Origin of the sequence: Nonomuraea sp. B12E4 (assembly GCF_039871825.1) — a bacterium.
In the GTDB taxonomy this organism is placed as follows: domain Bacteria; phylum Actinomycetota; class Actinomycetes; order Streptosporangiales; family Streptosporangiaceae; genus Nonomuraea.
Genome location: NZ_JBDPME010000027.1, coordinates 90,614 through 117,166, shown reverse-complemented (window position 1 = coordinate 117,166; position 26,553 = coordinate 90,614). Strand labels below are relative to the sequence as shown.

General features: G+C 71.5%; 24 protein-coding genes. 15 read left to right on the top strand and 9 right to left on the bottom strand.

Annotated features, from left to right (window positions below; translation table 11 throughout):
* Positions 1-138: 138 nt before the first annotated feature.
* The 3 genes from ABGB18_RS39750 to ABGB18_RS39740 are packed head-to-tail and all read right to left on the bottom strand — an operon-like array spanning position 139 to position 3,541.
* A complete protein-coding gene (locus ABGB18_RS39750) occupies positions 139-1,179 on the bottom strand; it encodes a sulfotransferase (RefSeq protein WP_347700837.1) in 1,041 nt (346 codons plus the stop codon).
* A 22-nt stretch (positions 1,180-1,201) separates the two neighbouring features.
* Positions 1,202-2,047, bottom strand: a complete 846-nt coding sequence (locus ABGB18_RS39745) for a CDP-alcohol phosphatidyltransferase family protein (protein ID WP_347700836.1) — start codon at positions 2,045-2,047, stop codon at positions 1,202-1,204.
* Between the two features lie 48 nt (positions 2,048-2,095).
* Positions 2,096-3,541, bottom strand: coding sequence for a glycosyltransferase family 2 protein (locus tag ABGB18_RS39740; RefSeq protein WP_347700835.1), 1,446 nt, complete (start codon positions 3,539-3,541; stop codon positions 2,096-2,098).
* 164 nt (positions 3,542-3,705) lie between these two features.
* Between ABGB18_RS39740 and ABGB18_RS39735 the strand changes: the two genes are divergently transcribed.
* The gene (locus ABGB18_RS39735) at positions 3,706-4,197 is read left to right on the top strand and encodes a GNAT family N-acetyltransferase (RefSeq protein ID WP_347700834.1); all 492 of its coding nucleotides are present in this window, start codon (positions 3,706-3,708) and stop codon (positions 4,195-4,197) included.
* On the top strand, positions 4,194-5,237 hold the full coding sequence (pseI, locus tag ABGB18_RS39730) for a pseudaminic acid synthase (RefSeq protein WP_347700833.1): 1,044 nt from the start codon (positions 4,194-4,196) through the stop codon (positions 5,235-5,237). Before ABGB18_RS39735 ends, pseI begins: the two co-directional genes overlap by 4 nt.
* Before the next feature lie 4 nt (positions 5,238-5,241).
* Here pseI and ABGB18_RS39725 read toward each other — a convergent pair whose 3' ends face one another.
* On the bottom strand, positions 5,242-6,216 hold the full coding sequence (locus tag ABGB18_RS39725) for a hypothetical protein (protein WP_347700832.1): 975 nt from the start codon (positions 6,214-6,216) through the stop codon (positions 5,242-5,244).
* Positions 6,213-6,941, bottom strand: a complete 729-nt coding sequence (locus ABGB18_RS39720; RefSeq protein ID WP_347700831.1) for an NTP transferase domain-containing protein — start codon at positions 6,939-6,941, stop codon at positions 6,213-6,215. Before ABGB18_RS39720 ends, ABGB18_RS39725 begins: the two co-directional genes overlap by 4 nt.
* 102 nt (positions 6,942-7,043) lie before the next feature.
* Here ABGB18_RS39720 and pseB point away from each other — a divergent pair, with 102 nt between their 5' ends.
* Both pseB and ABGB18_RS39710 read left to right on the top strand, forming a co-directional pair.
* On the top strand, positions 7,044-8,021 hold the full coding sequence (pseB, locus tag ABGB18_RS39715) for a UDP-N-acetylglucosamine 4,6-dehydratase (inverting) (protein WP_347700830.1): 978 nt from the start codon (positions 7,044-7,046) through the stop codon (positions 8,019-8,021).
* A complete protein-coding gene (locus ABGB18_RS39710) occupies positions 8,021-9,145 on the top strand; it encodes a DegT/DnrJ/EryC1/StrS family aminotransferase (RefSeq protein WP_347700829.1) in 1,125 nt (374 codons plus the stop codon). The genes pseB and ABGB18_RS39710 overlap by 1 nt, the downstream gene beginning before the upstream one ends.
* A gap of 31 nt (positions 9,146-9,176) precedes the next feature.
* Here the strand turns inward: ABGB18_RS39710 and ABGB18_RS39705 are convergent, their stop codons facing one another.
* From ABGB18_RS39705 to ABGB18_RS39695, 3 genes are read right to left on the bottom strand one after another with little or no spacing between them, the layout of a single operon-like run.
* The gene (locus ABGB18_RS39705; RefSeq protein WP_347700828.1) at positions 9,177-11,063 is read right to left on the bottom strand and encodes a glycosyltransferase family 2 protein; all 1,887 of its coding nucleotides are present in this window, start codon (positions 11,061-11,063) and stop codon (positions 9,177-9,179) included.
* A gap of 36 nt (positions 11,064-11,099) precedes the next feature.
* Entirely contained in the window at positions 11,100-12,821 is a 1,722-nt protein-coding gene (locus ABGB18_RS39700; RefSeq protein ID WP_347700827.1) for a hypothetical protein, read from the bottom strand.
* Positions 12,818-13,573 (bottom strand): hypothetical protein, encoded by a 756-nt coding sequence (locus tag ABGB18_RS39695; RefSeq protein WP_347700826.1) that lies wholly within the window; start codon positions 13,571-13,573, stop codon positions 12,818-12,820. Before ABGB18_RS39695 ends, ABGB18_RS39700 begins: the two co-directional genes overlap by 4 nt.
* A gap of 343 nt (positions 13,574-13,916) precedes the next feature.
* Between ABGB18_RS39695 and ABGB18_RS39690 the strand changes: the two genes are divergently transcribed.
* The 11 genes from ABGB18_RS39690 (at position 13,917) to ABGB18_RS39640 (ending at position 26,006) form a co-directional block, all read left to right on the top strand.
* The gene (locus ABGB18_RS39690) at positions 13,917-14,165 is read left to right on the top strand and encodes an acyl carrier protein (protein ID WP_347700825.1); all 249 of its coding nucleotides are present in this window, start codon (positions 13,917-13,919) and stop codon (positions 14,163-14,165) included.
* On the top strand, positions 14,140-14,898 hold the full coding sequence (locus ABGB18_RS39685) for an SDR family oxidoreductase (RefSeq protein ID WP_347700824.1): 759 nt from the start codon (positions 14,140-14,142) through the stop codon (positions 14,896-14,898). Before ABGB18_RS39690 ends, ABGB18_RS39685 begins: the two co-directional genes overlap by 26 nt.
* Positions 14,895-16,208: an AMP-binding protein gene (locus ABGB18_RS39680; protein WP_347700823.1), complete on the top strand. Its 1,314-nt coding sequence runs from the start codon at positions 14,895-14,897 to the stop codon at positions 16,206-16,208. Before ABGB18_RS39685 ends, ABGB18_RS39680 begins: the two co-directional genes overlap by 4 nt.
* Before the next feature lie 133 nt (positions 16,209-16,341).
* On the top strand, positions 16,342-17,367 hold the full coding sequence (locus ABGB18_RS39675) for an acyl-protein synthetase (RefSeq protein WP_347700822.1): 1,026 nt from the start codon (positions 16,342-16,344) through the stop codon (positions 17,365-17,367).
* On the top strand, positions 17,367-18,770 hold the full coding sequence (locus tag ABGB18_RS39670) for an acyl-CoA reductase (protein ID WP_347700821.1): 1,404 nt from the start codon (positions 17,367-17,369) through the stop codon (positions 18,768-18,770). The genes ABGB18_RS39675 and ABGB18_RS39670 overlap by 1 nt, the downstream gene beginning before the upstream one ends.
* 236 nt (positions 18,771-19,006) lie before the next feature.
* Positions 19,007-21,154, top strand: coding sequence for a hypothetical protein (locus tag ABGB18_RS39665; protein WP_347700820.1), 2,148 nt, complete (start codon positions 19,007-19,009; stop codon positions 21,152-21,154).
* Between the two features lie 108 nt (positions 21,155-21,262).
* On the top strand, positions 21,263-22,474 hold the full coding sequence (locus tag ABGB18_RS39660) for a glycosyltransferase (protein ID WP_347700819.1): 1,212 nt from the start codon (positions 21,263-21,265) through the stop codon (positions 22,472-22,474).
* A gap of 6 nt (positions 22,475-22,480) precedes the next feature.
* Positions 22,481-23,179, top strand: coding sequence for a class I SAM-dependent methyltransferase (locus ABGB18_RS39655; protein ID WP_347700818.1), 699 nt, complete (start codon positions 22,481-22,483; stop codon positions 23,177-23,179).
* Positions 23,180-23,243: 64 nt separating this feature from the next.
* Complete coding sequence (locus ABGB18_RS39650) at positions 23,244-23,930, top strand: polysaccharide deacetylase family protein (protein WP_347700817.1); 687 nt, start codon at positions 23,244-23,246, stop codon at positions 23,928-23,930.
* Between the two features lie 27 nt (positions 23,931-23,957).
* The gene (locus ABGB18_RS39645; RefSeq protein WP_347700816.1) at positions 23,958-25,520 is read left to right on the top strand and encodes a hypothetical protein; all 1,563 of its coding nucleotides are present in this window, start codon (positions 23,958-23,960) and stop codon (positions 25,518-25,520) included.
* Positions 25,521-25,712: 192 nt separating this feature from the next.
* The gene (locus tag ABGB18_RS39640; RefSeq protein WP_347700815.1) at positions 25,713-26,006 is read left to right on the top strand and encodes a hypothetical protein; all 294 of its coding nucleotides are present in this window, start codon (positions 25,713-25,715) and stop codon (positions 26,004-26,006) included.
* Positions 26,007-26,145: 139 nt separating this feature from the next.
* Here ABGB18_RS39640 and ABGB18_RS39635 read toward each other — a convergent pair whose 3' ends face one another.
* Positions 26,146-26,520, bottom strand: a complete 375-nt coding sequence (locus ABGB18_RS39635; protein WP_347700814.1) for a helix-turn-helix domain-containing protein — start codon at positions 26,518-26,520, stop codon at positions 26,146-26,148.
* Between the last annotated feature and the right edge of the window lie 33 nt (positions 26,521-26,553).

Here is a 26,553-nt window from a genome sequence, read left to right as displayed (position 1 = left end):
GTCCGCGCGGGTCACAGCCCCGACACACTCAGCGCGTTCAGGCATTCACATACCGTGGCACCCATCGGCGAGCTCCCGCAGGAGAATCTATGAGACCAGACCGCGATCTAGCGGAGTAGTACTAGGCTTCGCCCAAGGCTAGACGGCGGGCTCGGTCACCTCCGGCCGCTGCTGCGGGATGCCGGCCAGGGAACGCTGGGTGGAGGTCAGCATCGCGGCCACCGGGCTGGGCTCGCGCAGCCGGTTGATCCGGTCGCGCATGCTCTTACGCATGCGGCTGGCCCTGCGCTTCTGCATGGTCTTCTGGGCGGCGGTCACGTGCTCCTTGGCCGGCTTGGGAGCGCCGGTCAGCTCGTAGCCCATGGATTCGAGGCGGTCGCCGAGCATGTGCTCGCACAGCGCGATCTCCCAGTCGTCCAGCCGGTTCGCCCAGCTCCCGACGCGGCTGCGGATGACCTCGCCGTGCGTGTTGCTGTGCCAGACCTTGTGCTGCGGCACGGCGTGGATGGCGGCCTCGCGCGGGGAGATCATCGACGGGGAGAAGTCCTCCTCCAGGAAGTGGCAGAGCTTCTTCAGCTCCGTCATCGGATCGTCGGTGAGGTCCTCGTAGCGCAGCTCGTAGTAGGTGTCCTCGGGCAGTGTGCGCCGCAGCCGGCCGCCCGCGTCGATGGCCTCGGCCCAGGTGGAGACGGCGTGGAAGGAGTCGAGCGTGTACCAGGGCATCTCCTTCAGCGAGGCCACGCAGTCGCGGCCGTCCCTGATGAGGTGCACGAACTGGGCGTCGGGGAAGAGCCGGAGCAGCAGGTCCACCTGCTTGACGTAGCTGGGCCGCTTGTCGCCCCAGCGGGCCTTGTCGAAGCGGTCGGCGTACATGCGGAAGGCCGTGCCGATCACCGAGCCCAGCGAGCCGGGGGCGTCCAGGGCCTCCCGGATGAACTCGTCCTTGTCCAGCTTGAGCTCGCGGAACTTGGTGCTGCGGTCGGTCGCGATCCACTGCGCGAGCGCCCGGCGGCGGTGGTCGATCCGCAGGTCGCCCCAGGTGCGGCGGCGGTAGTACGCGGGAATGAGGAACCGCGTCTCCGGCGGCACCGAGATGCGCGGATGCGACTGGAGCATGAGCTGGAGCATCGTGGTGCCGGAGCGCGGGCATCCGATGACGAAGATTGGCCTGTCGGACATGTCGTAACTAACCCCCGAATACTTAAACGAGAACGTGCTCTCGGCTCTCCTGAGAGGAGGCCACGCGGTGCCTGCGCGTGAAGCGCCACATCCTGTAGACAAGGAAGATCTCGTTGACCAGCAGCAGAGCTCCGGACGCCGCGGCGAGCGGGATCAGCGCCCATGCCCCCGCAAGGGGCGCGATCACGAACACCGCGGCATGGAACTCGATGCCGCTGATCAGGTGCGAGCGGACGCGGTGCCGGGCCAGGAACCTGTTGAGCCGCTTGGGGAGGCTGCGCCCCCGCGGCAGCCGATCCTCCGGTCGCCGGATCCGCTCCAAGCGCTCCGGATCCAGCGGATCCGGCACCAGTGGGGCGGGCACCAGGGGCTCCAGCTCCTGGCGTTCCTCCCTGACGGCCTCACGCACCCGCTTCATCTGCGGCGCGTTGACGTACCGGAACAGGTCCAGCACGGCCACCGCCGCGCCGAGCACGACGTAACTCACGTCGCCGGTCAGCGCGTACTGTCCGTACGCCAGCCCGCCGGCGCACATGACCACCCTGACCCGGTCTCCCACGTAGTCGAGCCAGAGCCCGAAGGGCGTCCCCGTGCCCTTGAGCCGGGCGATTTTGCCGTCCACGCAGTCGATCATGAAGCTCAGATAGAAAAGCCCGGCTCCCGCAACGAGCTGGTTCGTCGCGAAAAGGACGGCCGACACCAGCCCGAGGACCAGTGAGAACACCGTGAGACCGTTCGGCGTCAGGGACGTGCGGTTGGCCACGGCGAGGGCGACCCGGCAGGCGACCGGGTCCACGAAATACACGGTCCACCAGGAGTCTCTCCGCTTGCGTGTCTCGTGGACGTCATCGAGCGAATAGGTCCTCATGCATCCCAGCATGAACACGTGACGCGCCCGTTCGATTACTGTCTGGAACTACTGGGCGATGTCCATGCCGCTTCTTGACCAACCCGGCACGGAAAACCGCCACGTCGAGCCGGCCTCACCGTCCCTGAACCAGCCTTTGAGCACGAAACCGCGGGTCTCGGTCCGTACGCCGAGGCGCCAGGTCGGCCCGCCGCCCGCCAGCCGCGCGGAATCGACGGCGGCCACCACGCCGTGGCGGCCCGCGCGCCGCGCCTCCAGCGGGATCCGGCGGTGTCCGTCGCTGAGCCACAGGTTCACCTTGCCGACCTTGCGGTCCACGCGGTGCAGCGACACGTGGCCGCGGATCCGGAGCTCGCCGCCGGCCCACACGCTGCCCTCGACCCGGGCGATCAGCTTGAGCTCGTCGCGGGCGTCGTACACGTCGTCGGGGATCCGCAGCCGCCGGTTCCGGAAGAAGGGGTAGTCGCCGTACCAGTTGGTGTTGCGCAGCCCGCGCGGCACGATGCGGGCGTGGTCCTCACGGGCCCGCCGGAACTCGCGGATCTTGCGCAGCTCCGCGACCAGGCCGCGGCCGAGCAGGTGCAGCTCCAGGCGGCGCAGGGACGGCGCGGTGGCCAGCACGTTCGCGCCCAGCTCGGCGACCCAGGCGCGGGACAGCTCCAGCAGCGGCCCCGGGTCGTCCTCACACGCCTCCAGCGCCTGGAACAGGAACACGATGTCCTTCTCCAGCACCAACGCGTCGAAGCCGTCGAGCAGCTCGGGCGCGCGCTCGTCGAGGAAGGCGCGGACGGCGCGGATGGCCGTCAGCCGCTCCCACAGGTTGGGCAGCTCGTTCCGGCGCTGGGTGATCGAGGTCGCCCCCTCGTCGCGCTTACGCCAGTGGTAGACCACCTCGCCCACCATGTCCACGCTGGTGGCCAGCACGTGCGCCTGCATGGCGACGGGCACGTCCTCGTAGATGCCGGCGGGGAAGCGCAGGCCGTGGCGCTCCCAGAAGTCGCGCCGGTAGACCTTGTTCCACACCGTGCGGTCGCGGATGAGCACCTGCTTGTCGGTGATGTGGGTGCACAGCTCGGGCCGCCTGAACACCTTCTCGTGCAGGATCGACTCCTCCAGCCCGCCGTCCACCAGCCGTCGCACCGCGCCGCACGCGAGGTCGGAGCCGGTCTCCGTGAGCCTGGCGACGAGCCTCTCGTACGCCCGCGGCGGCACGACGTCGTCGCCGTCCGCGAAGGCCAGGTAGGTGCCGCGGGCGTGCTTGACGCCCTCGTTGCGGGCCGGCCCCGGCCCGTGGTTGGGCTGCTTGATCACGACGAACCGGTCGTCCTGGGCCGCGAACTCCTCGGCCACGCGCCCGCTGCCGTCCTGCGAGCCGTCGTCGACCAGGATGACCTCAAGGTCGTCCAGGGTCTGGGCGGCCAGCGACCTCAGGCACTCGGCGATGTACGGCTCCACGTTGTAGACCGGGACGACGACGCTGAGCAGGGGGATCATACGAAAATCGCTCCTTGCTTCCGGGATCTCGGGAGAGCTAGTGGGCAGCATGCCGCGATCGCCGGGCGGATTCCGCGGCCGATACCCGTCCCTGATGGGCTCTTTACCGGACGCGTAATCCGCTACGTTGTGCAATGAGGCGATCACGATGTGTAGGAGGAGCGGTGCTGAGAAGCGTCCGGGACGACGACCTGCCGGTCATGCGCCGGTGGCGCAACCACCCTCGGGTGCGCGCGGCCAGCCTCACCACGCACGAGATCGCCGAGGACGAGCACGCCCGCTGGTGGGCGGCCGCCCGCGCGGACGCGGGCAGGCTCGTGCTGATCTACGACCACGACGGCGTCGCCGCCGGGGTGGTGACCTACTCGGGGCTGCGCTCAGAGACCCCCACCTGGGGTTTCTATCTGGACCACGACGGGCTGGAGGAGTCGGGGCGGCTGCTGCGGGCCTGGATCGGGCTGGAGCGGGCGGCCATCCAGCACGCCTTCGGGCCGCTCGGGCTGATGACCCTGCGCGGCGTGGTGCTGGCCGACAACGAGCCGGTCAGGCTGCTGCACAGGCGGTTCGGGTTCGTGGAGGTCGGCACCTACCAGCAGGACGTGGACGGGGTGCCGCGTGACGTCGTGGCCATCCAGTTGAGGAAGGGGCAGGCATGATCTCCATCGCGGGGCGGCCGATCGGGTCCGGGCATCCGCCGTACGTCGTGGCCGAGCTGTCCGGCAACCACAACGGGAGCCTGGTGCGGGCGCTGGCCATCGTGGACGCGGTCGCGGCCGCCGGGGCCCACGCGCTGAAGCTGCAGACCTACCGGCCCGACACGCTGACCGTCGACTGCGACGCGCCCGCGTTCCGGATCGGCGACGGGCACGCGTTGTGGGGTGGCGAGACCCTCTACCGGCTGTTCGAGCGGGCCCACACGCCCTGGGAGTGGCACGAGCCCATCTTCGAGCGGGCGCGCTCGCACGGGCTGGCCGCCTTCTCCTCGCCGTTCGACCCGACCGCCGTCGAGTTGCTGGAGAAGCTCGGCGTGCCGGCGTACAAGATCGCCTCGTCGGAGATCGTGGACCTGCCGCTCATCAGGCTGGCGGCGGCCACCGGCAAGCCACTGATCATCTCCACCGGGATGGCGTCGGCCGCGGAGATCCACGAGGCCGTGACCGCCGCCCGGGAGGCGGGCTGCACGCAGCTCGTCGTGCTGTCGTGCACGGCCGCCTACCCGGCCGCGCCCGAGGAGAGCAACCTGCGGGCGCTCCCGCTGCTGGCGGCGCTCACCGGGGAGGTCGTCGGGATCTCCGACCACACGCCGGGGCTGGGGGCCGCGCTGGCGGGGGTGGCGCTCGGGGCCTGCCTGATCGAGAAGCACGTCACCGCCTCGCGGGCGGACGGCGGGGTGGACGCGGCCTTCTCGCTGGAGCCGGACGAGCTGGCGGCGCTGGTGGTGGAGAGCGAGCGGGCCTGGGAGTCGCTGGGCAGCCCGGCGCTCGGGCCACGCGCCTCCGAGCGCGAGGGTCTGCGCTTCCGCCGCTCTCTCTACGTGGTACGCGACGTCCGCGCGGGCGACCCGGTGACCCCGCGGAACGTCCGCTCGATCCGGCCCGCCGGCGGCCTGCCCCCCGAGGCCGCCGCCCACGTCATGGGCCGGCACTTCACCAGGGACGCGCCCCTCGGCACCCCGCTGAGCTGGGACCTGATCTAGCAGGTCACGGCCGGGCGAGCGCGAGCAGGGCGTCGGCGACGCGTTCCCTGCCCCGGCCGTCCACCAGGCCGCCACCCCGCCTGCCGTGCTCCTCGCGGGTGGCGGGGTCGGCGAGCAGCCGGGCGAGCAGGGCGACGGCCCGCGCGTCGGCGGCGCGCCCGAGCCCGGCCGCGGCGCCCCGGCCCACCAGCTCCCGGTAGCCGACGAGCTGGTTGTCGGCCACCCAGCTCAGCGCCGCGGGCACACCCAGGTAGAGCAGCTCCCAGACGGCCGAGCCGGCCGCGGTGACCACGAGGTCGGCGCAGGCCATGAGCTCGGGCAGCCGGTCGGTCGGCGGGATCACGGTGATCGGCCCGCCCGCCGCGAACGGCGTCGGGCTGACGACCGTGCCCCGGAACGGCACCCCGGTGGCCAGCAGCGCGGCGGCCCAGGCCGGGGCGACGCCGGCGCTGTCGGTGCCGCCGAAGAAGCACAGCACGCGCGGCACCGGGCCGGGCTCGGGTGTCCGCCTGTGCCGCCGTACGCTGTCGCGCAGCAGGGCGTAACGTGCTCCCGCCAGGCGGCTGCCGGGCCCGGTGAAGGGGCGGTGCTCGGCGCCGAGGTTCTGGTCGAGGTAGAGGTCGGCGTGCTGGCCCGGCGGGTCGCCGTCCACGATCGCGAGCACCGGGAACCCCGTGCCGCGCAGCACCGCCCCGGTGCCCGGGGGCAGGTCGTAGGAGTCGAGGACCACGGCGTCCAGGCGCAGCTCGCAGGCCAGCGCGGCCAGGCGTACCGGTGTCTCGGGCGCGGCCACCAGCGGCAACCCGCGCCCGCGCAACTGCGCCATGGCCCACTCCGACCCGCGCACCTCACCGAGGAAGACCGCCTCGACGCCCCTGCCGCGCAACTCCTCGGCCAGCGCCACGCAGCGCACCAGGTGGCCCACCCCGCTGCCGACCCCGGCGTCGCAGCGGAAGCCCACGCGCACCATGCCTGTCACGCGTCCTGCAGGGCCTTCTGCCGCACGTGGGCGTTGAGCCCACACACCTCGGGCCGGGCCCGCAGCCAGCCGACCAGGGTCCTGACCGGCACGCACCGGTCGCCGAACTCCTCCGCCACCCGCGAGATGAGCCGCCAGTCGTCCTCGGTGTCGAGCGTGACCCGCAGGTCGTCGGCGACCGGCCGGTAGGACAGCCCGAGCAGCCGCGCGTCGCCGGGATGCTCGTAGACGTAGGAGGTCACGTGGGTGCGGTGGAAGGAGGTCGCCTCCGCGTCGGCCCGCTCCAGCGCCGCCCGGCCCACGATCTCCACGTCCAGCCCGCGCGGCAGCGTGCGCGCCAGGCTCGTGCTCAGGTAGTCGAGCCCGGGAACGGCACGGAAGACCAGTGCCGCCTCCCTGATCACGGCGGGGTCGAGCAACGGGCAGTCCGCCGTGAACCGCATCACGGCCTGCGCCCGCCGCCCCGCCGTCGCCTGCACGAACCGCGTCAGCACGTCGTCCACGGGACCCCGGTGCCAGGCCACGCCGAGCCGGCGGCACTCGATGACCACGGCGTCGTCGGCCGCCTCCGTCGTGGTGGCCACCACGAGATCGTCCACCGCGCCCGCCTCCCGCGCGGCCCGGACCACCCACCCCAGCACCGAGCGGCCGCGCAGGTCCCGCAGCACCTTCCCCGGCAGGCGCGTCGAGCCCATACGAGCCTGAACAACCCCGACAATACGCACCAAAGCCCCAATCCCCCATGCGACTCTGTGTCATTGAACGATCGCGCTATGCTACCGCCTGCTTGAACGACTACAGCGCGTAAGCGCGACTCAGGGGGCCACGTGAGCATTCTCAGTGGATCGTCCATACTCGTCACCGGCGGCACGGGGTCCTTCGGCAAGGCCTTCATCCGCCACGCGCTCGACTCACTCGGGGTGCGGCGGCTGGTGGTCTTCTCCCGCGACGAGCTCAAGCAGTACGAGGCCAGGCAGCTCTTCCAGGACGACGAGCGGCTGCGCTGGTTCATCGGCGACGTCCGGGACCGCGACCGGCTGACCCGCGCCATGCACGGCGTCGAGCACGTGGTCCACGCGGCGGCGCTCAAGCAGGTGGACACGGCCGAGTACAACCCCTTCGAATACGTCCGTACCAACATCGCCGGGTCCCAGAACGTCGTGGAGGCCGCGATCGACTGCGGCGTGCGCAAGGTGGTCGCGCTCTCCACCGACAAGGCCTCCAGCCCGATCAACCTCTATGGCGCCACCAAACTGGTCGCCGACAAGCTGTTCGTGTCGGCCAACCACTACGCCGCCGCGCACGAGACCCGCTTCGCCGTCGTCCGCTACGGCAACGTCGTCGGCAGCCGGGGCTCGGTGGTGCCGTTCTTCCGGCGGCTGGCCGCGGAGGGCGGCAGCCTGCCGATCACCGACAAGCGCATGACCAGGTTCTGGATCACGCTGGAGCAGGCCGTCAGGTTCGTGGTCGACTCGTTCGACTCGATGCAGGGCGGCGAGCTCTACGTGCCGCGCATCCCCAGCATGCGCATCACCGACCTGGCCGAGGCGCTGGCACCGGACAACCCGGTCTACGAGATCGGCGTCCGGCCTGGCGAGAAGCTGCACGAGGAGATGATCGCGCCGGACGACGCCCGCAGGACGCTGTGCCTGGCCGACCGCTACGTGGTCCAGCCCACCATCGCGACCTGGGGCTACGTGCCGCCCAACGACGGCGAGCAGGTGCCGGAGGGCTTCGCCTACCGCTCCGACACCAACGACCGGTGGCTCACGGTCGGGGAGCTGCGCGGCATGGTGACCGGCTGATGCTGCCCTACGGACGGCAGTCGATCGCGGACTCCGACGTCGAGGCGGTGATCGAGGTGCTGCGCGGCGACTGGCTGACGACCGGGCCCGCGGTCGGCGCGTTCGAGGCCGAGCTGGCCCGCTGGACGGGCGGCGTGCCGTGCGTGTCGGTCACGTCGGGCACCGCGGCGCTGCACGTGGCCTACGTGGCGGCCGGGGTGCGGGCCGGGGACGAGGTGGTGACCTCGCCGCTGACGTTCGTGGCCACGGCCGCCACGGCCGCGATGCTGGGCGCGCGGGTACTGTTCGCCGACGTGCAGCCCGACACCGGCAACCTCGACCCCGGAGCCGCCGCGGCACTGGTCACCGCGCGGACGCGGGCGGTCACGGCGGTGGACTACGCCGGCCATCCGGCCGACTACGACGAGCTGCGCGCGGTCTGTGCGCCCGCCGGCGCGAGGCTGGTGGGCGACGCGGCGCACTCGATCGGGGCGGCCTACAAGGACCGGCCGGTGGGCGCGGTGGCGGACCTGACGACGTTCTCGTTCTTCCCCACCAAGACCATGACGACGGGCGAGGGCGGGGCGGTGGCGGCCGCCGACCCCGAGCTGCTCGCGCGGGCCGCCCGCTTCCGCAACCACGGCCTGGTCAGGGACCCCGCCGCGCAGCGCGACCCCGGAGAGGGCGGCTGGCACCAGGAGGTGCACGAGTTCGGGCTGAACTACCGGCTGCCCGACGTGCTCTGCGCGCTCGGCCTCAGCCAGTTGCGCCGCCTGGAGCGGTTCCGGGCGCGCCGGGCCGAGCTGGTCGCGCGCTACAACGCGCTGCTGCGCGACGTGCCAGGGCTCGGGCTGCCGGCCCAGCGGGCATACGTGACGCCGAGCTGGCACCTGTATCCGGTCAGGATCCGCGACGGCCGCCGCCGCGAGGTCTACGAACGCATGCGGGCCGCCGGCATCGGCGTGCAGGTCAACTACCTGCCCGTATACCGGCATCCGGTGTTCGAGGACCTGGGCTACCGGCGCGGGCTCTGCCCGCGGGCCGAGGCGTACTACGCCGAGCAGCTTTCGCTGCCGCTCTTCGCCGCCCTGTCCGACGCCCAGCAGGACCGCGTCGTGAAGACGCTGACCGGCATCCTGGCCTGACCCCGGCCTTCGCCGCGTCCTGGCGTGATCGTCAGCGCTCGGCGAGCAGCAGGCAGCCGTCCTCCGCCCGGTCGACGAGGAAGCGCCGGTCGGCGACGGTCGCGACCGGCCGCTGCCGCGTACGCACCAGCGGCCGGATGGGCTTGCCCTGGTCGATGACGACCTCCCAGCACGACTCGGTCCCGACGCTCTCGTCGATGTCGGCCAGCGGCACGCGGGCGTGGAAGTCCCGGCCCGCCAGCTCCACCGGGAAGTACATCTCCTCGCCATCGCTCTTGCGCCGCAACCTGAGCACCGGATCGCCGTCGCCGACGTCGGAGATCTCCCCCGAGAACACCAGGTCGCCGTCGTCCACCCGGCACTCGCCGATGACCGCCTGGGCCGTGCGCAGCCGCAGCCCCCAAACCCCCCGGTGATTGCGTACCGGCACCAGCCACACGCCCGCCCGCCGCCGCGGCGCCGGGATCAGGGGCGGCGACCAGCGCGGCCCGGCCACCCGGCCGTCCAGCTTCAGCCCGTACCCCCGGAGCTGGACGCGCAGGTCCCAGTGGCCGCACCGGGCGAGCTGCGCGGGCGACAGCATCGCCGGGTCGAACGCGAACCTGAACGGGAACGCGTGCTCGGCCACCGGGACGCCGTCCTCCTGCTCGACGCTCTCCCAGGTGGGCGTGGCCTCCGCCGCCGAAAGCCGGACGACGTCGCCGGTCTTGCGCTCGCGCATCCATACGCGTACCCGCAACCGGCGCAGCTCGGCCATGTCGAACCTGCCGACCGCCGCCCGGCCCACCCCGGTGAGCACGCCGTCGCGCCATTCGAGGCTCACCAGCCGGGCCACCAGGCCCAGCTCGTCCGACACCTCCGACAGGTCGGCCGGCAGCCAGGGGTGATGGCCGTACCAACGCTTGCGCACGACCCCGGTGGCGCTGATCCGGGGCTGCAGCCGCCCCGCGCGGGCCTGGTCGAAGGCGTCGGCCAGCTCGTCCAGGCGGCGCCGGTGCAGCAGGTGGACCTGGAGGCGGTGCTCGAACGGGATGCTGTGCCACGCCTCGCGCGAGACGCCGTCGAGATAGCGCACGATCAGGTCGATCAGCTCCGGGTCCGGCGCGGGCCCCATCGCGGCCACGGCCTCCACGGCGACGGCCATGTCGATGTCCAGCGTGTCGCGGTCGAAGTCCGGTTTGAGCTTCGGCGCCCCCCTTTCGAGCAGCGCGGACGTCTCCAGCACCGACAGCAGGCGGTCGCGCAGGTTGCCCGGCTCCAGGCAGCGCTGGGTGATCGAGGTGCCCGGCTCGTCGCGTTGCCGCCAGTGGTAGACGACCCTGGCCAGCACGTCCACGGAACGCGCTCCGACGTGGGCGGCCATGGCCACCGGCTGGTCCTCGTACATGCGCTCGGGAAAGCTCAGGCCGAGGCGGTCCCAGAAGGAGCGGCGGTAGACCTTGTTCCACAGCATGCGGTCGCGGATCAGCAGGGGGTGGCGGGTGATGTGGGTAGCCTCCATCGGCTTGGCGAACGCCTGCCGGTGCGCCCACGAGGGCACCAGCAGGTTGTTGTGCAGGCGCATGACGTTTCCGCAGGCCAGGTCGGAGCCGGTGGACTCGAGCGAGGACACCAGCCGCCGGAACGCGTCGCGGGGGACGGTGTCGTCACCGTCCACGAAGGCCAGGTAGCGGCCCAGGGCCCGGCTCACACCGACGTTACGGGCCCGGCCGACCCCCTGATTGCGCTGCCTGACGAGGCTGATCCGGGGGTCGTCCGCCTGCCTGGCCAGGACCAGGTCGGGGCCTCCGTCGGAGCTCCCGTCGTCGACGCAGATCACCTCCAGGTCCGTCATCATCTGGGCGGTGACGGAGTCGAGGCAGGGCCCGACGTATTTCTCGACGTTGTAGAACGGGACGATCACCGAGAGAACCGGCACATGCACTCCTCAGTCGTTGGGTCGGCCATCGTGAGGTCACCCGGACAGCAGGCGTATGACGCGGCGGGCGACCTTGCCGGGGCGGGCCAGGCGGCGGGAGAGGCGGTATCCGAGGGTTCTGCGGTAGGCGGCGGCCTTGCGCTGGATCCTGCGCAGCTTTGACCTCGCCCTGACCAGCTCGCGTTCCCGGTAGGAGAGTTTGGTCTCCAGGCGCGAGATCCTGGCCAGCGCGGCGGTGAGCTGGTCGGCCAGGCGATCGCGGGCGCCCAGCAGGTCGCGGTAGGTCGGCGCCTGCTCGGCCAGCTCGGCGGGCTGGCCCAGCTCGGCGTCCAGCTTGCGGGCCAGGTCGAGGTCGCCGGGGTCGCACGGGCGGCCCGCCATGCCGCACAGCGTCAGCGCGAGCTGGTCGGCCTCCAGCGGCCAGGGCCACGGGTGGTGGTGCCCGGCCGCCTGCAGCCTGACCGCGAAGCGCCACAGGATCCGGCACAGCACCACGCGCGGGTCCGGCGTCGTGGCCGGGAGCACCGCCGGGCCGATGGCCGCGAACCGCTCGCCGTCGTAGACCAGGCCGTCGGTCGCCGCCGACGGGTCGCCGCCCGCCTCCAGCCAGGCGGCCAGCTCGGCGAGCAGCTCGCGTACCGTGCGTACGTCCTCGCGGGCGCACGCCTCGACCAGGATCTCCTCGACCACCCGACCGGCCGGGATCGGGCGCTCGTCGCCGTCGGGCAGGCGTCTGAGGCCCGCCGGGGTGAGCTCGTAGAGGGACGCGCCCTCCTCGACCAGCCCGAGTGGCAGGTCGTCGTTCGGGGCGTCATATGGAGCGTCGTACGGCTCGTCGTGCAGGTCGTCGTGCAGGTCGTCATCGTGTGGGGCTTCGTGGCGCAGGGCTTCGTGGCGCAGGGCTTCGTGGCGCAGGGCTTCGTGGTGCGGGCGGGTGGCGACGGCGAGCCAGAGGGGGGCGAGTTGCTCTCCCAGGCGGTGCCTGAAGACCAGGCGGGTCAGCCGCAGCGGGTCGGCCACCAGCATCCGGTCGCCGCCCCTGGCGCTCAGCGGGAACGTGAGCGCCTCCGGCAGGTCGCGGGCCAGAGCCTCGCGGGACAGCAGCGCCCGGGGCGCCTGCCGGCCCGGGTAGGCCGCGTAGCAACGCTGCACGCGCAGCCCGGCCGACTCCAGCCCGCTGTCCAGCGCTCCAGGCCCGCTGGGGTAACTGGGGTCGAAGCCGTGCGGCGCCCACTGGTCGTCGCCGCCCTCCCGGTCGGCCGGCCGCGCCTCCATGAAACGGTCGACGCCCAGGTCGTTGCGTACGCCGAGGACCAGCCGCCCGCCGTGCGCGACCAGCGCGGCCAGCGCGTCGAGCGACTCGATCCAGGCGGCGGCCGGGGCCTCGGCGGAGTGCGTACGCAGCAGGCCGTCGAGCGCCAGCACCAGATCGTACGGCTGCTCCGCCTCGAACACCTCCAGCCGCCCGCAGAACACCGCGAGCCCCGGATGCCGCTCGCCGAGGGCGCAGGCGTCAGGGTAGGAGCGCAGCAGCACGGCGGCGGCGGGGGCCTGGGCGACCACCTCGTCCACCAGCAGCAGCGGGTGCGGCCCGACCAGCAGCACCCGGCCGCTCTCCGGGACCATCCGCCTGATCAGCTCCAGGGCCGCGCCCCGCCATTCCGTGACGCCCCCCATGGTGGACATGTCGGACCACAGCAGCATCTCCCCGCCGATCAGGCGGACGTTCTCGGGGGCCTCGTTCGTGCGCGTGTTCATGGCCGCGCTCCGAGAGGTGGGTTCGGCCGCCCGGACGCCTTCGCCTTCGCCCGCCGCTCCGGTCGCTTCAGCCCTGCCGCTCCCCCGCCGGGCGGTGGCGCCCCCACGCTCGTCCGCTTCCATCCGAACATTCGCCGTAGCTCCTCCGGTGTCGCCTGATACTCGAATCCCAGCTCGCGCCGCGCCACCTCCGCCGCCAGCCCGGGATCGACGCTCGTGCCGTGCATCTCGGGCCAGAGCCGCAGGCGGCGGGCCGTGCCGCCGTATTCGGGGCGCTCGTCCTCGTACTGCATCGGGTCTCCGTAGACGGCCACCTCGCAGCCCACCGACGCGCCGTAGAACAGCGCGCTGCCGAGCCGGTTGGAGGCCACCCTGCGGTGGCGCCGCAACTGGACCAACTGCTTGTAGAGGAAGTCGCGCCCCTTTCCCTCCCAGCGGGATCCGCGCTCGCCATGGCAGATGACCCGGAATCCCCTTGATTCGTACGCCCGCCGAATGTCCGGATTCGCGAATTCCAGCCAATAAAGGCAGACAGTGACGGGATCAGTCTCGACATTTCGGATTTCATCGGCGAGCTGGGCATGGTCACCACTGACGGAATACTTCTCCCAGCCGTGGAAGGGATACCAGATCGTACCCTTGCGCTCGGGCACTGTGCCCAGCTCGGGTTCGAGGTAAAGGAGGTAGATCCAGGGTGCCCCGACCAGGTATTGGCCCCGGCGGCCCATCGACCAGCCCCGGCGGCGCAGCACGTCGGACCAGAGGAAACGGGGATAACCGGGGCTGCACCAGTGGTCATTTGGGGGAAATCCATGCAGATAGTTCCATCCGTGCTGAAGGAAACCCTGGATTCGTTTTGGCGTCTCGTCCCGGAGACCACAGTATCTGCCGAGTATGCGGGAGTGCCCGTACCAGTGATTGGATTCGTCCATCAATTCCCCCGTACGGTTGTCGTGTCCCTTCCGACATTCCCAGCCCGCAACACGTGCCACGCGTCGTTATACGGTTCCATTACCCGGCACGGGGCCTTGGTTTCTCATGCCACGCGATTACCGCTACACTGCGTCGTGGCTTGAGGACAGAGAGTGAGTGATCATGAGTCATCTCGATCGCCTGCGGGCCGTCTTCCGCATGGCGCTCAACCTTCCGGCCGACGGCGACGTCGACGGCCTCGAATATCGTGCCATCCCCCAGTGGGACTCCCTGGCGCACATGGCGTTGATCGCCGCGATGGAGGACGAGTTCTCCGTCCTGATCGACACCGACGAGATGATCGATATGAGCTCGTTCGCGAAGGCGGCCGAGCTGTTGGAGAAGCATGGCATCGGCGCCGCCGCCGTCTGAGGCCAGGGTCGCGCTGGTCACGGGCTCGACCTCGGGCATCGGGCGGGCCGTGGCGACCAGGCTGGCCGCGACCGGCCACGACGTCGTGCTGCACGGCCGCGGCGAGGAGCGCACCGCGAAGGCCGCCGCCGAGGTGGCGGCCGAGACCGGCGGCGTGACCGACGCCGTGCACGGCGACGTGGCCGACGCCGGGGTGGTCGCGGCCATGATGCGGCAGATCTACCAGCGGCACGGCCGGCTCGACTCGCTCGTGATCAACGCCGGCGTCCACGCGGCCGGCCTGCTCGGCCTGGTCCGCCAGGACACGATCAGCAGGCTCTTCGAGGTCAACGCCATGGGCGCCGCCCACACCCTGCAGGCCGCGCTGCGGCTGCTGCGCCGGGGCACCGACCCCGCCGTGGTCCTCATCTCCTCGATCATGGGCCGCTCGGGCGGGCCGGGTCAGGCGGTCTACTCCGCCACCAAGGCCGCGGTCCTCGGCCTGACCCTGGCCGCCGCCAAGGAGCTGGGCCCGGCCGGGATCAGGGTCAACGCCGTCGCCCCCGGCTACGTACAGACCGACATGCTGGCCACGCTCGACGAGGAGGCCCGCGCGGCCACGGTCTCGGCGACCCCGCTCGGCCGCCTCGGCAGGCCCGACGACGTCGCCGGCGCCACCGCGTTCCTGCTCTCGGCCGAGGCGGGCTTCATCACCGGCCAGGTCCTCGGGGTGGACGGCGGGCTGGTGCTGTGACGTCCTTCCCGCATCCACAGGCCCGGCTCATCGTCGCCGGCGAGCCGGACGGCCTCACCGGCGACGACCTGGCCGACCACGTCACCCGCGCCGCGGAGGCGCTGACCCGGCTGCGCCCGGGCCCGCTGTTCTGCGGGATGCGCAACAACCTCACCTCGGTCGTGCGCTATCTCGCCGCCTGGCGGTCGGAGCGGCCGATCGCGCTGCTCGACCCCGACCTGTCCGCGGGGGCGCTGGCCGAGCTGGTGGCGCGCTTCCGGCCGGCCGCGCTGCTGGGGTTCACGCACGCGAGCGACGGCTCCCCGCCGCCGCGCCGCGAGGTGCCCGCCCCCCATCCCGACCTGGCCGTCCTGCTGGCCACCTCGGGCTCGACGGGCAACCCGCGGCTCGTCCGCCTCTCCCGCCAGGCCGTGTCCGCCAACGCCGGCGCCATCGTCACGGCGCTGTCCGTGCAGCCCGGTGAGATCGCGCCCACCAGCCTGCCGCTGCACTACAGCTACGGCCTGTCGGTGCTCAACAGCCATCTGCTGGCGGGCGCGACCGTGGTGCTGACGGAGGCCGGGCTGCTGGAGCGCTCGTTCTGGACCCATCTGGACGCGCACCGGTGCACGTCGCTGGCCGCCGTGCCCTACCAATACGAGATGCTGCGCCGGCTGCGCTTCGACCGCGCCGAGCACCCGGCGCTGACCACGCTCACGCAGGCCGGCGGGCGGCTGAGCCCGGAGCTGGTCACGCAGTTCGCGGGGCAGGCCGACCGGTTCTTCGTCATGTACGGGCAGACCGAGGCCACGGCCCGCATCGCCGTCCTGCCGCCGGACATGCTGGCCGCCAAACCCGGCTCCGTCGGGCGGGCGATCCCCGGCGGGCGACTGTCCGTCGACGACGGGGAGATCGTCTACCACGGGCCCAACGTCATGATGGGCTACGCCGAGACGGCCGCCGACCTGGCGCGGGGCGACGACCTGGGCGGGGTGCTGCGCACCGGGGACCTGGGGCGGCTGGACTCCGACGGGTTCCTCTACATCACGGGGCGCATCAAGCGCATCGCCAAGATCTTCGGGGTCCGGGTCAACCTGGACGACGTCGAGCAACTGCTGCGCGACACCGGGCCGGTGGCCGCCACCAGCGGGGACGACCGGGTGACGGTGTGGGCCGAGGGGCTCAACGCGGCGGGGTGCGCGGGGCTGGCCCGACGGTTGGGGTCCGAGTTGCGGGTGCACTGGAGCGGGTTCGACGTGCGGGGCGTCGACCGCCTGCCGCTGCTGGCCACGGGCAAGGTCGACTATCGGGCACTGGAGTCACGCGCATGACGGCCCCCGGGCACCCGCCCGGGCCGACAACCGTGCGCACGGCCAGCGGGCGCCGGACCGGGGCGTATTCGGCCCGGGTGGTGTGGTGGCGGATGTGTGGGTGGGGGCAGTCGATGAGGGTGGGGGTTCTTGTGTGAGCGTGTTCGGTCTGGGGGCGGCTCAGCGGGAACCGGTGCTGGTGGAGCGGCTGGCGGAGTTGACCGAGCACCATCGGGCGGCCTGCCCGCCGTACCGGGGGATTCTGGACGCCGTCGGCGCGGCGCCCCCGTACGAGCGGGTGGTGGATCTGCCGTGGCTGCCGGTGCGGCTGTTCAAGACGCACGAGTTGCGCAGTGTGCCCGCCGAGCGGGTGTTCCGGGTGCTGACCTCCAGCGGGACCACCGGACAGCGGCCGAGCAGGATCTTCCTCGATCGGGAGGCCGCGGCGGCGCAGACGCGGATGCTGGCGGCCACGCTGCGGGTGGTGCTGGGCGAGCGGCGGTTGCCGATGCTGGTCGTGGACAGCCGGTCCGTCGTCAGCGATCCCGCTTTGAGCGCTCGCGGGGCCGGCGTGCTCGGGATGATGAGCCTCGGCCGGGACCACACCTTCGTGCTCGACGAGCAGGGGCGGGTGGACACGGAGGCGGTCAGGAAATTTCTGGCGCGGCACGGGAGCGAGCGGTTCCTGGTCTTCGGGTTCACCTTCATGGTCTGGCTCTATCTGCGGGATCTCGGGGCCGATCTGACCCATGGGGTGCTGATCCACTCCGGCGGGTGGAAGCGGCTGGCCGAGCAGGCGGTGGACAACGCCGAGTTCCGGCGGCGGCTGGCGGCCGAGTGCGGGCTGAGCAGGGTGCACAACTTCTACGGGATGGTCGAGCAGATCGGGACCATCTTCCTGGAAGGACCGGACGGGGACGGGCTTTACTGCCCTGATTTCGCCGACGTCGTGATTCGTGATCCGGAGACCTGGGCGGAGGCGCCGCCCGGGGAGCCGGGGCTCATCGAAGTGGTCAGCACGTTGCCCACGTCATACCCGGGCCACGTGCTGCTGACCGAGGACCTCGGGGTGGTGCGTGGCGTGGACGACGGGTGCTGGCCGGGCAGGCGGTTCGAGGTGCTCGGCAGGTTGCCGCGGGCCGAGGCACGTGGTTGTAGCGACACCTTCGGGCGGGGCTGATGGACGACGATCCCGGTCTCGCGCTGGATGTCAGGTTCCCGGCCGCCGCGCCCGCGCCCATGCCCGTGCCTGTGCCCGTGCTGCTGGCGCAGATGCGGGACGAGGTGGGGGCCGGCGATGCGGTGGGGCGCGTTCCTCCGCAGGCGGGCGACGAGGGCGAGGGCTCGCCGCTGGAGGCGAGTGAGACGGGCGTGGGCTCACCGCTGAAGGTGAGTGAGACGGCCGTGGGCTCGTCGCTGGAGGTGGGCGACGGGGGTGTGGGATTGCCGTTGGAGGTGGGTGACGAGCGGGTGCGTGAGTTTCTGGCGGCGTTCGGGAGGCGGCTGCTGCGGCCCTCGCTGGCGCGGAGGCATCCCGAGCTCGGGTCGCTCGGCTTCTTCCTGCGGCCCAGCGAGCTGGCCCGCACGGTCGAGGCGCTGGGCGGCCCGCACATACGCGTCCCGCGGGGCCTGGTCTTCCACATCCCGCCCGCGAACGTGGACACCGTCTTCGTCTACTCCTGGGCCCTGTCGGCGCTGATGGGCAACCGCAACATCGTACGCCTGTCGCCCCGCGCGGGCGCGGTCGCCGGGGTCATCCTCGACACGCTGCATGAGGCGCTGGCCGAGGCCGACCCGGTGATCGGTGCCACGCAGCGGATCGTCTCCTACGACCGCTCCGACGCCGTCACCGCCGCGCTGTCGGCGGCCTGCGACCTGCGGGTGGTGTGGGGCGGGGACCGGAGCGTACGAGAGATCCGGCGGCATCCGCTCGCCCCGCACGCCAGGGACCTGGCCTTTCCCGACCGCTCCTCGTTCGCCGTCGTCCGGGCGGCGGCGTGGCTCGGCGCAACGCGGGCGGCTCGGGTCATCGTGGCCGAGGGGTTCGTCAACGACGGCTACTGGTTCGACCAGGCCGCCTGCTCGTCGCCGCGGACGGTGTTCTGGGTGGGGAGCCGGGACGATTGCGACAGCGCCAGGGCCGACTTCACCGATCACGTGGAGCGGGTGGTGGCTGGGCACGGGTGGACTGTGGACGCGGCGATGGCCGTGGAGAAGCGGGTCGCCACCTACGGGCTGGCCGCCGACGGGGTGGCCGAGCGGGTCGAGTTCCGCGGCAACGCGCTGGCCAACGTGATCTTGACCGATGCGGCCGCCGCGCCCCGGTCGTGGCTGGGGGCCGGGACGTTCGCGCACGCCAGGCTCGGAGGGCTGGCCGAGCTGGTCCCGGTGGTCGAGCGGCGGGACCAGACGATGACGCATTTCGGGTTCGGCCGGGATGAGCTGGAGGAGCTGGCCAGAGGGCTGGCCGGGCGTGGGGTCGATCGCATGGTGCCGGTGGGCAGCGCGTTGAGCTTCCATCGGGTGTGGGACGGGGTGGATCTACCGGTCGAGTTCACGCGGCTGGTCACCGTGACCAGTTGACCGCCGCCCGCCGCCCACCGACCGGTGGGCGGTGACCGGTGGCCGGTGAGCGGTGAGCGCCGACCGGTGACCAGTGACCAGTGACCAGTGACCAGTGGCCGGTGAGCGGGGAGCGGGGAGTGCCGAGCGCTGCCTGTGGGCGGTGGTTTTGGCCGGGCCGTGCGTGGCCGAAGTGCGCAATCGGGCGACCGTGACCAAGCGGTTGCGACCAGACGACTGGGATCGGGTGTGATCAGATGACGTTCGCGCCGCCGGCCGAGGGTGTGGTCGTCCGTCCGGTGCCGGGGCGGTGGCCGCGCTCCGGGTGGGTGCCCGCCGCGCTCGTGTGTGCCGGGGCCGTGGGCGTGTTCCTGTGGTGCGGGGTTTCGGCTCGTGACGTGGCGGCGTTCGCGGCGTACGTCGGGGGTGGGGTGGCGCTGCCCGGGACGCTGTTGTGGCGGGCGCTGGCCGGGGGCGGGCGGTCGCCGGCGGAGGACGTCGCGGCGGGACTGGCACTGGGGTACGCGGTCGAGGTGCTCGCCTACATCCCGGCCCGGGCGGCGGGGGCGCCGCTGCTGGTCCTGGTGCCGCCGGTGGTGATGATCGGCGCCTTCGTCGCGGTGCCCGGGTTGCGGCGGCACTGGCGGGGGGACGGCTCCGGGGAGCGCATGCCGGGGTGGTGCGCCTGGGCGCTCGCGGGCGTGGTCGGCTACCTGATCGTCTGGAGCACCGTACACCTCTACCGGGTGCCGATGACCGCCGCGTACGTGGACATGCCGTACCACCTGGCGCTGGTCGGCGAGGTCAAGAACCACATGCCGCCCACGATGCCGACCGTGCTGGGCGAGCGGCTCTCGTACCACTGGTTCGTCTACGCCGACCTGGCCGCCACGAGCTGGGTCACCGGGATCGAGCCGACGACGCTGGTCTACCGGCTGGCCACGTTGCCGATGACGGCGGCCATGGTGGTGCTGGTGGCGGTAATCGGGCGGCGGCTCGCGGGCGGGCGGTGGGGGGCCGGGGTCGCGGCGGTCGGGGTCGCGTACTTCCTGTTCGGGCCGGTGTTGCAGGAGGACGTGGTCTTTCCGACGCGCTCGATGTTCACGGCCTGGGCCAGTCCGACGCAGACGTTCGGGGCCCTGATGTTCGCTCCCGTGGTGCTGCTGCTCGCCGGTGGGCGGCGGCCCTGGGCGGTGCTGGTGGTGCTGCTCCTGGCGCTGACCGGGGCCAAGGCCACCTTCCTGCCGCTGCTGCTGGCGGGCCTGGTGGTGGTGCTGGTGGTGCAGGCGGTCCTGCGGGGGCCGTGGCGCGAGTGGGTCCGGCCGGCGGTGGTCACGTTCGGGTGTCTGCTGGTCGCGCAGTTCGTGGTGTTCGGGCGGGGGGCGTACGGGACGGTGATCGCGCCGTTCGCGGCCATGCGGGAGCTGTGGGGGGCGGTGGCGGGGGTCGGGATGCCCGGGTTGGCCTCCGTGTCCGTTGCGCCGCTGCTGGTGTTGAGCCTTGTGCATGTGTTCTGCATGGCGTGCGTGTGGGGCGGTGTGGCGGGGCTGGGTGGCCGGGTGCTGGAGCCGGCCATGCTGCTGTTGCTGGGGATGGGCCTGGCCGGGGTCGGCGCGGTCATGGTGCTGGGACATCCGGCGGCCTCGCAGCTGTACTTCCTCGAAGGGGTGCGGCCCTACCTGTCCGTTGCCGCCGTGTGCGGGGTGGTGGCGGCCTGGCCCTCGCTGCGGGGGCGCCTGGTCGGGGGGATGGCGGCGGTGGGGGCCGGAGGCGCCGTGCTGGGCTTCGTGGTCGAGGTGCCCGGGGGGCCGCTCGTCCGGGTCGTGGTGCCGTACCTGGTGCTGGGAGTGGCCGCGGTCGTGGTGTGGCGGCGGGGGCACGTGCTGGCCGTGGTGGCGTTGCTGGCGGGGTACGCGATGCCCGCCTCCGCGTGGGAGGTGGTGGGGCACGTGCTACCGGAGGAGGACCGGCGGGACCGGCTGATCCCCGCTGGGGCGCAGGCGGCGGGCCGGTGGTTGCGCGAGCACTCCGCGCCCGGCGACGTCGTGGCCACCGACCTGCACTGCCGGTTCCCGCAGTGGCGGCTGTGCGACAGCAGGCATCACTGGGTGTCGGGGTTCAGCGAGCGGCGGGTGCTGGTGGAGGGGTGGGCGTACGCCGGGAGCACGCAGTCGCGGACCGAGCTGTTCGTGACCTCGTATCTCGCGGTGCCGTTCGCTGACCCGGCGCGGCTGGCGGCGAACGATGCGGTGTTCCGGGAGCCCTCAGTCGAGAACGTCCGGCATCTCGCCCAGAAATATGGCGTCAAATGGCTTTTTACCGGCCCGAATCCGAAGCTGGGGAAATTCGCACAATTGCGGTTCCGGAACGGCACCTCCACCATTTATCGGATCCCCGAACGGTAAAGTTTCTCTCCTCTCATGTAATCTTGCGGAAAAGTTGCACGCGCCTCGCTGGACGTCCCCTGCACCATTTCCGTGGACCCACGGCCACGAACACGATCAGGGGATTTCATGGACACGCGTGCCGCCCTGGCGCCGAGCCCCCGCATCCTCGACACCGGCACCGGAGCGGCGAGCGTCGACATCGTCATCCCCGTGCTCAACGAGGAGCGCGCCCTGCCCGGCTGCGTACGCACGCTGGCCGCCTTCCTCGACACCGCCTTCCCGCTGCCGTGGCGCATCACGATCGTGGACAACGGCAGCACCGACGCCACCTGGCCGGTCGCCGCCGCGCTGGCCGGACGGTTCGAGCAGGTGCACGCCCTCAGGCTGGACGTCCGCGGCCGGGGCGCGGCGCTGCGCGCGGCCTGGCAGGACAGCCCGGCCGACATCGTCGCCTACATGGACGTCGATCTCTCCACCGACCTCGGCGCCCTGTTCCCGCTGGTCGCGTCGGTGGCCAGCGGGCATTCCGAGATCGCCATCGGCACGCGGCTGGCGCACGGCGCGCGTACCCGCCGCTCGCTGCGCCGCGAGGTGATCTCGCGCGGCTACAACGCCCTGCTCAGGTACGGCTTCGGGGCCCGCTTCACCGACGCCCAGTGCGGCTTCAAGGCCGCCAGGACCGACGTGGTCGGGCCGCTGATGGCCAAGGTCGAGGACGACTCCTGGTTCTTCGACACCGAGCTGCTCCTGCTGGCCGAGCACAACGGCCTGCGCGTGCACGAGGTGCCCGTCGACTGGATCGAGGACGTCGACTCCCGGGTGCGGATCATCCGTACGGCCTTCGACGACCTGAGAGGGCTGGCCAGGGTCGCGTGGTCGATGGCGATGGGCCGGGCCCGGGTCGAGGTGGCCAGGTCGGAGCCCACGCCCACACATCCGGACGCCGTGGTCACCCGGCCCCGGGCGGTGCCGGTGACGAGATTCGCGTCGTTCACCGTGATCGGCCTGTTTTCCGCGATCCTGTACGCGCTCACCTACGTCCCCCTGCGGGACAACTGGTCGCCGGAAATGACCAATCTCGGCGCACTCGTCCTGGCCGGGGTCATCAACATCGAGGCGAACCGCCGGTGGACCTTCAAAAGGCGCACCACACCGCATTTGCGCGCGGCGATGCTCTTCACGGTCATTTACCCGCTCACCACCATGGCTGTGCTCGCGGTGCCCCCGGGCGCCGGCCGGGCGGCGGAGGTGGGCGCGGTCGTGGCCACGTACTGCCTGCTCACCCTGATCCACTTCGCCGCTCTGGACCGCTGGGTCCTCTCCCGTACGAGGTACTGACATCCGATGGATAGCACTGACATCCGCCACCTGGTCGCACTGGAGGACGGCCACTGGTGGTACCGCGAGCGCCGCGCCATCCTGCGCAGGGAGTTGCGCGAGCTGGGCCGTCCCGGGCGGGCGCTGGACGTCGGCGCGGCGGGCGGCGGGAACACCCGCGTGCTGGTCGCGGCTGGCTGGGACGCGACGGCGACCGACAGTTCCCAGACGGCGGTGGACCTGGCCAGGGAACGCGGGCTCAAAGCCGTGCTCGCGGACGCCCGGGCGCTGCCGTTCGAGCCGGACAGCATGGACCTGGTGACCGCGTTCGACGTGCTGGAGCACATCCGCGAGGACCACCTGGTCACCGAGGAGATCGCCAGGGTGCTGGCGCCGGGCGGGCACGCGCTGATCGCGGTGCCGTGCGACATGGCGCTGTGGTCCGCCCATGACGACGCCGTGGGCCACGTACGCCGCTACGGCCGCGAGTCGCTGACCGTCGTCGTGGAGAAGGCCGGGCTGAAGGTCGATCGCGTCTGGAGCTGGAACGTGCTGCTCCGCCCGCTCGTGGTGCTGCACCGCCGCCGTTCCCAGGGCAGCGACCTGCGCAGGACGCCTTTCCTGGTGAACGCCGGCCTGTCGGCGGTCGTACGGGCTGAAAGGTATCTTCCGGTCAAATCACTCAAAGGCGTGACTTTGTTCCTTCGCGCCCGTCTCGGTAGATGACAGTGTTCAGACCGAGATGTTAGGCATCAACCTGATAGGTGGTCATGGCTCTAGGCTTACGTCCGTGGTGATTAATGCCCTGATCGCGGCCTCACTGGCCCTTACCTCGACGACCGCCCCGGCAACCGCCCAGGCGACCGTGGACTGCTCCCGAGTCAAATGTCTGGCCCTGACCTTCGACGACGGACCCGGCGAGCACACGCCCACCCTGCTCAAGCTGCTCAAGAAGGAAGGGGTCAAGGCCACCTTCTTCCTGGTGGGCAGGCAGGTGGTGAAGCATCCGGAGATCGCCAAGCGGACGCTCGCCGAGGGGCACGCGATCGGCAACCACACCTACTCCCACGCCTCGCTCCCCACCCGCCTGGACGACGAGATCCTTGAGGAGCTCAAGGTCAACCAGGAGGTGATCGAGAAGGCCACGGGGTATCGGCCGACGATGTACCGTCCGCCGTACGGGAGCACCGACGCGCGGGTCCTCAACCTGGCCAACCAGGTGGATCTCGCGGAGATCCTCTGGACGGGCACGACGCTCGACTGGAGCCTGAAGGACGCCGCGAAGATCAAGGCGGCGGCGCTCAAGCTGGCCAAGCGCGACGGCGCGATCCTCATGCACGACACCGAGCCGGGCACCGTCAAGGCCATGCCCGAGATCATCAAGGAGCTGAAGAAACGCGGCTACCACCTCGTCACGGTGCCGACGCTGCTCCGGGGCAAGGGCCCGGCGGCGGGGAAGAGCTACTTCAAGAGGTAGATCTCCCGGCGATTCGGGATCTGAGCCATGCGCGACTCCATCACTGCCGCCAAGCCCGGGCCGTGGGGCGCGCTCGCGACCTTCCTGGTCCAGCAGGCGGTGCTCGCCTGCTGGTGGGCGGCCTTCTACCCCGGCCTGTTCAGCCGTGACTCGGTGCTCTACCTGAGCCACACGCTGGCCGGGCCGTGGGTGAGCGACCATTCCGTGGCCTACGACGCCCTGCTCTGGCTGAGCTTCACCAGGACCGGTGACCTGGGCGCGGTCACATTCGCACAGACGACGGCCATGGCGCTGGCGCTGACGTACCTGGCGCGCTCGCTCATCGCGCTCGGCGCGCCGCGCCTGCTGACGACCGCCGTCGCCATGCTGATGCCGCTGGCGCCGCCGGTGGGCGCGTTCGCGGTGACGTTGTGGAAGGACGTGCCGTTCACCATCTGCGCGGTGGCGGTGGCCGGGGTGTGCGCGCGCATCGCGGTCCGGCGCGCCGTGACCTGGCCGGCGCTGGCCGGGCTCGGGGTGCTCATGACGGCGCTGGGGTTGTTCCGCGCGAACGGCTTCCTCGTCGTGGGCGTCGCCACGGTGGTGCTCGTGGTGATCGTCACGACTCTGCGGGTCCGCGTGCTGCTCGTCGGCGCCGTCGCCGCCACCGTTCCCCTGCTGCTCACCGAGCTGGTGTATCCCCGGTTCGGCATCCAGCCGCCGTCCAGGACGTACGTCTTCCACACGGCGTTCGGTGACATCGCGGTCGCCTACCGGGATCGTCCGGAGCTGTTCACCGACCGGGACAAGGCGATCATGGCCTCCGTCGCACCGCTGACCCGGTGGTGGGAAGGAGGGACCTGTCACACGGTCAATCCGCTGATCTGGCGGCGGGACTTCAGCTGGACGGCGGCGGACGCGCACTCCGGCGAGCTGCTGGACCTGTGGCGGCGGCTGCTGGTGACCGCGCCCGGGATGATCGTGGACACCCGGCTGTGCCGGGGCGCCATCGCGTGGCAACCGGTGCAGGACGAGCTGGGCGCCGGCGGGATGACGTACCGGTTCTCCCGGCGGCCGAACGCCGACACCTACGTGGGTCCCACCAAGGTGCCGGACTACGCGGGGAGGTGGGTGTTCTCGCTGCGGCCGCTGTCGCAGGAGCTGTACGCGGTGGCCGATCCGTGGCTGACCGGGGCGCTGGCTCCCTCGTACGACTGGTTGCTGTGGCGGGGGGCCGGGTGGTCGTACCTGTCGTACCTGGCGGTGGGGATGGCCGCCTGGGCGCTGCGCAACCGGTACGCGGCGGGGCTGGCCGCCGTGGTGGCGGGCCAGCAACTGGCGATCCTGGCCAACATCTCGGCCCAGGACTTCCGGTACATGGCCTCACCCATCCTCATCGGGGTGCTGCTGGTGCCGCTGCTCCTGGGTGGTGTGGGACGGGTGGGGGTGGAGCTCGTACGGCGTGTCGTACGCCCGACGCACTCGCCGCAACCCGAATCCGACCCCCCGAACCCCGATACCAGCGCACACACAGAACCTGAGCGAAGCGAGACCCGCGCAGAGACCGAACCAGTCACGTCCGAGCCGCCACCCCGGCCCGAGCAGGCGTGAGGCATCAGGCGATGGACCCCGTCTCCTGGAACCGGGTGGGCCGGCCTCACCCTGGCGAGCAGGCGTTCGGCAATCGGTCGAGGGACGAGCGAGCTGAGCGGACAGCGGCCAAAGGCCTAGCCGGCGTGCTTGAGTTGATGGACTCGCTGCTTTCACATCAGCTTCCCGGTATTCAGCGAGCTCCGCGGCCGCTTGCTCGTCGCCGAGGTCGTAGGCGTACTCGACCTCGACGGCGACATCTACGGGAAGATCGAGGACGAAATGCTTGACGGCCTCGACCTCCTCGTGAAGCTCGGCCAAAGTGTCACCGGAAACACCACCGGAAGGGTGACCCTCGAACAGCGCGATCCAGTACCCGTCTTTCCGGATGGCCTGAGCAATGAGTTGGGTCATTCCAACCATTCCTTCCCGAAAATGTGCGCAAGAGCGAGTTGGAGGTCGGCAAGCGGGTCGTCGTTTCTCATCTTGATGGTGCACTGGAGCTGACCCACGCGGGCTCAATCGTCTGGAATACGGAGAGGAGGCGTGCGGGGCCGGGTTATGTGCGGGCCCACCTGAAGGGACTGTGTCACGTGCGGTGGTTGGTACGACATCGGCTTCGCCGTAGCTGAGGTCGTCCGTGAATTCAGGGGCTCTCGGCGGCACCCCAGGACCACAGCGTTTCCAGTACGGGGGCGAGGGCTCGGCCGCGTTCGGTCAGGGTGTAGGTCACCCGTGGGGGCCAGGACGGGGTGCGGTGGCGTTCGATGACGCCTGCCTCGGTCAGTTGGGCCAGGCGGTCCGAGAGCACCTTGTCGGAGAGCCTGGACAGGGCGGCGGCCAGCTCGGAGTAGCTGCGCTCGCCGTTGCGGAGGAATTCCAGCAGGACGAGCGGGGTCCAGCGGCCGCGTAGCGTGGCAAGGGTGACCTCGACGGGGCAGTCGGGGTTGGGCTCGACGGCCGGGCCCAGGCACGCGCCCAGTGGTCCGTCCTGGGCGTAACCAACCGCTTGGTGAGTCACTGCCTGGCCTCCTAGCCTTCCTGCTCGATAGGG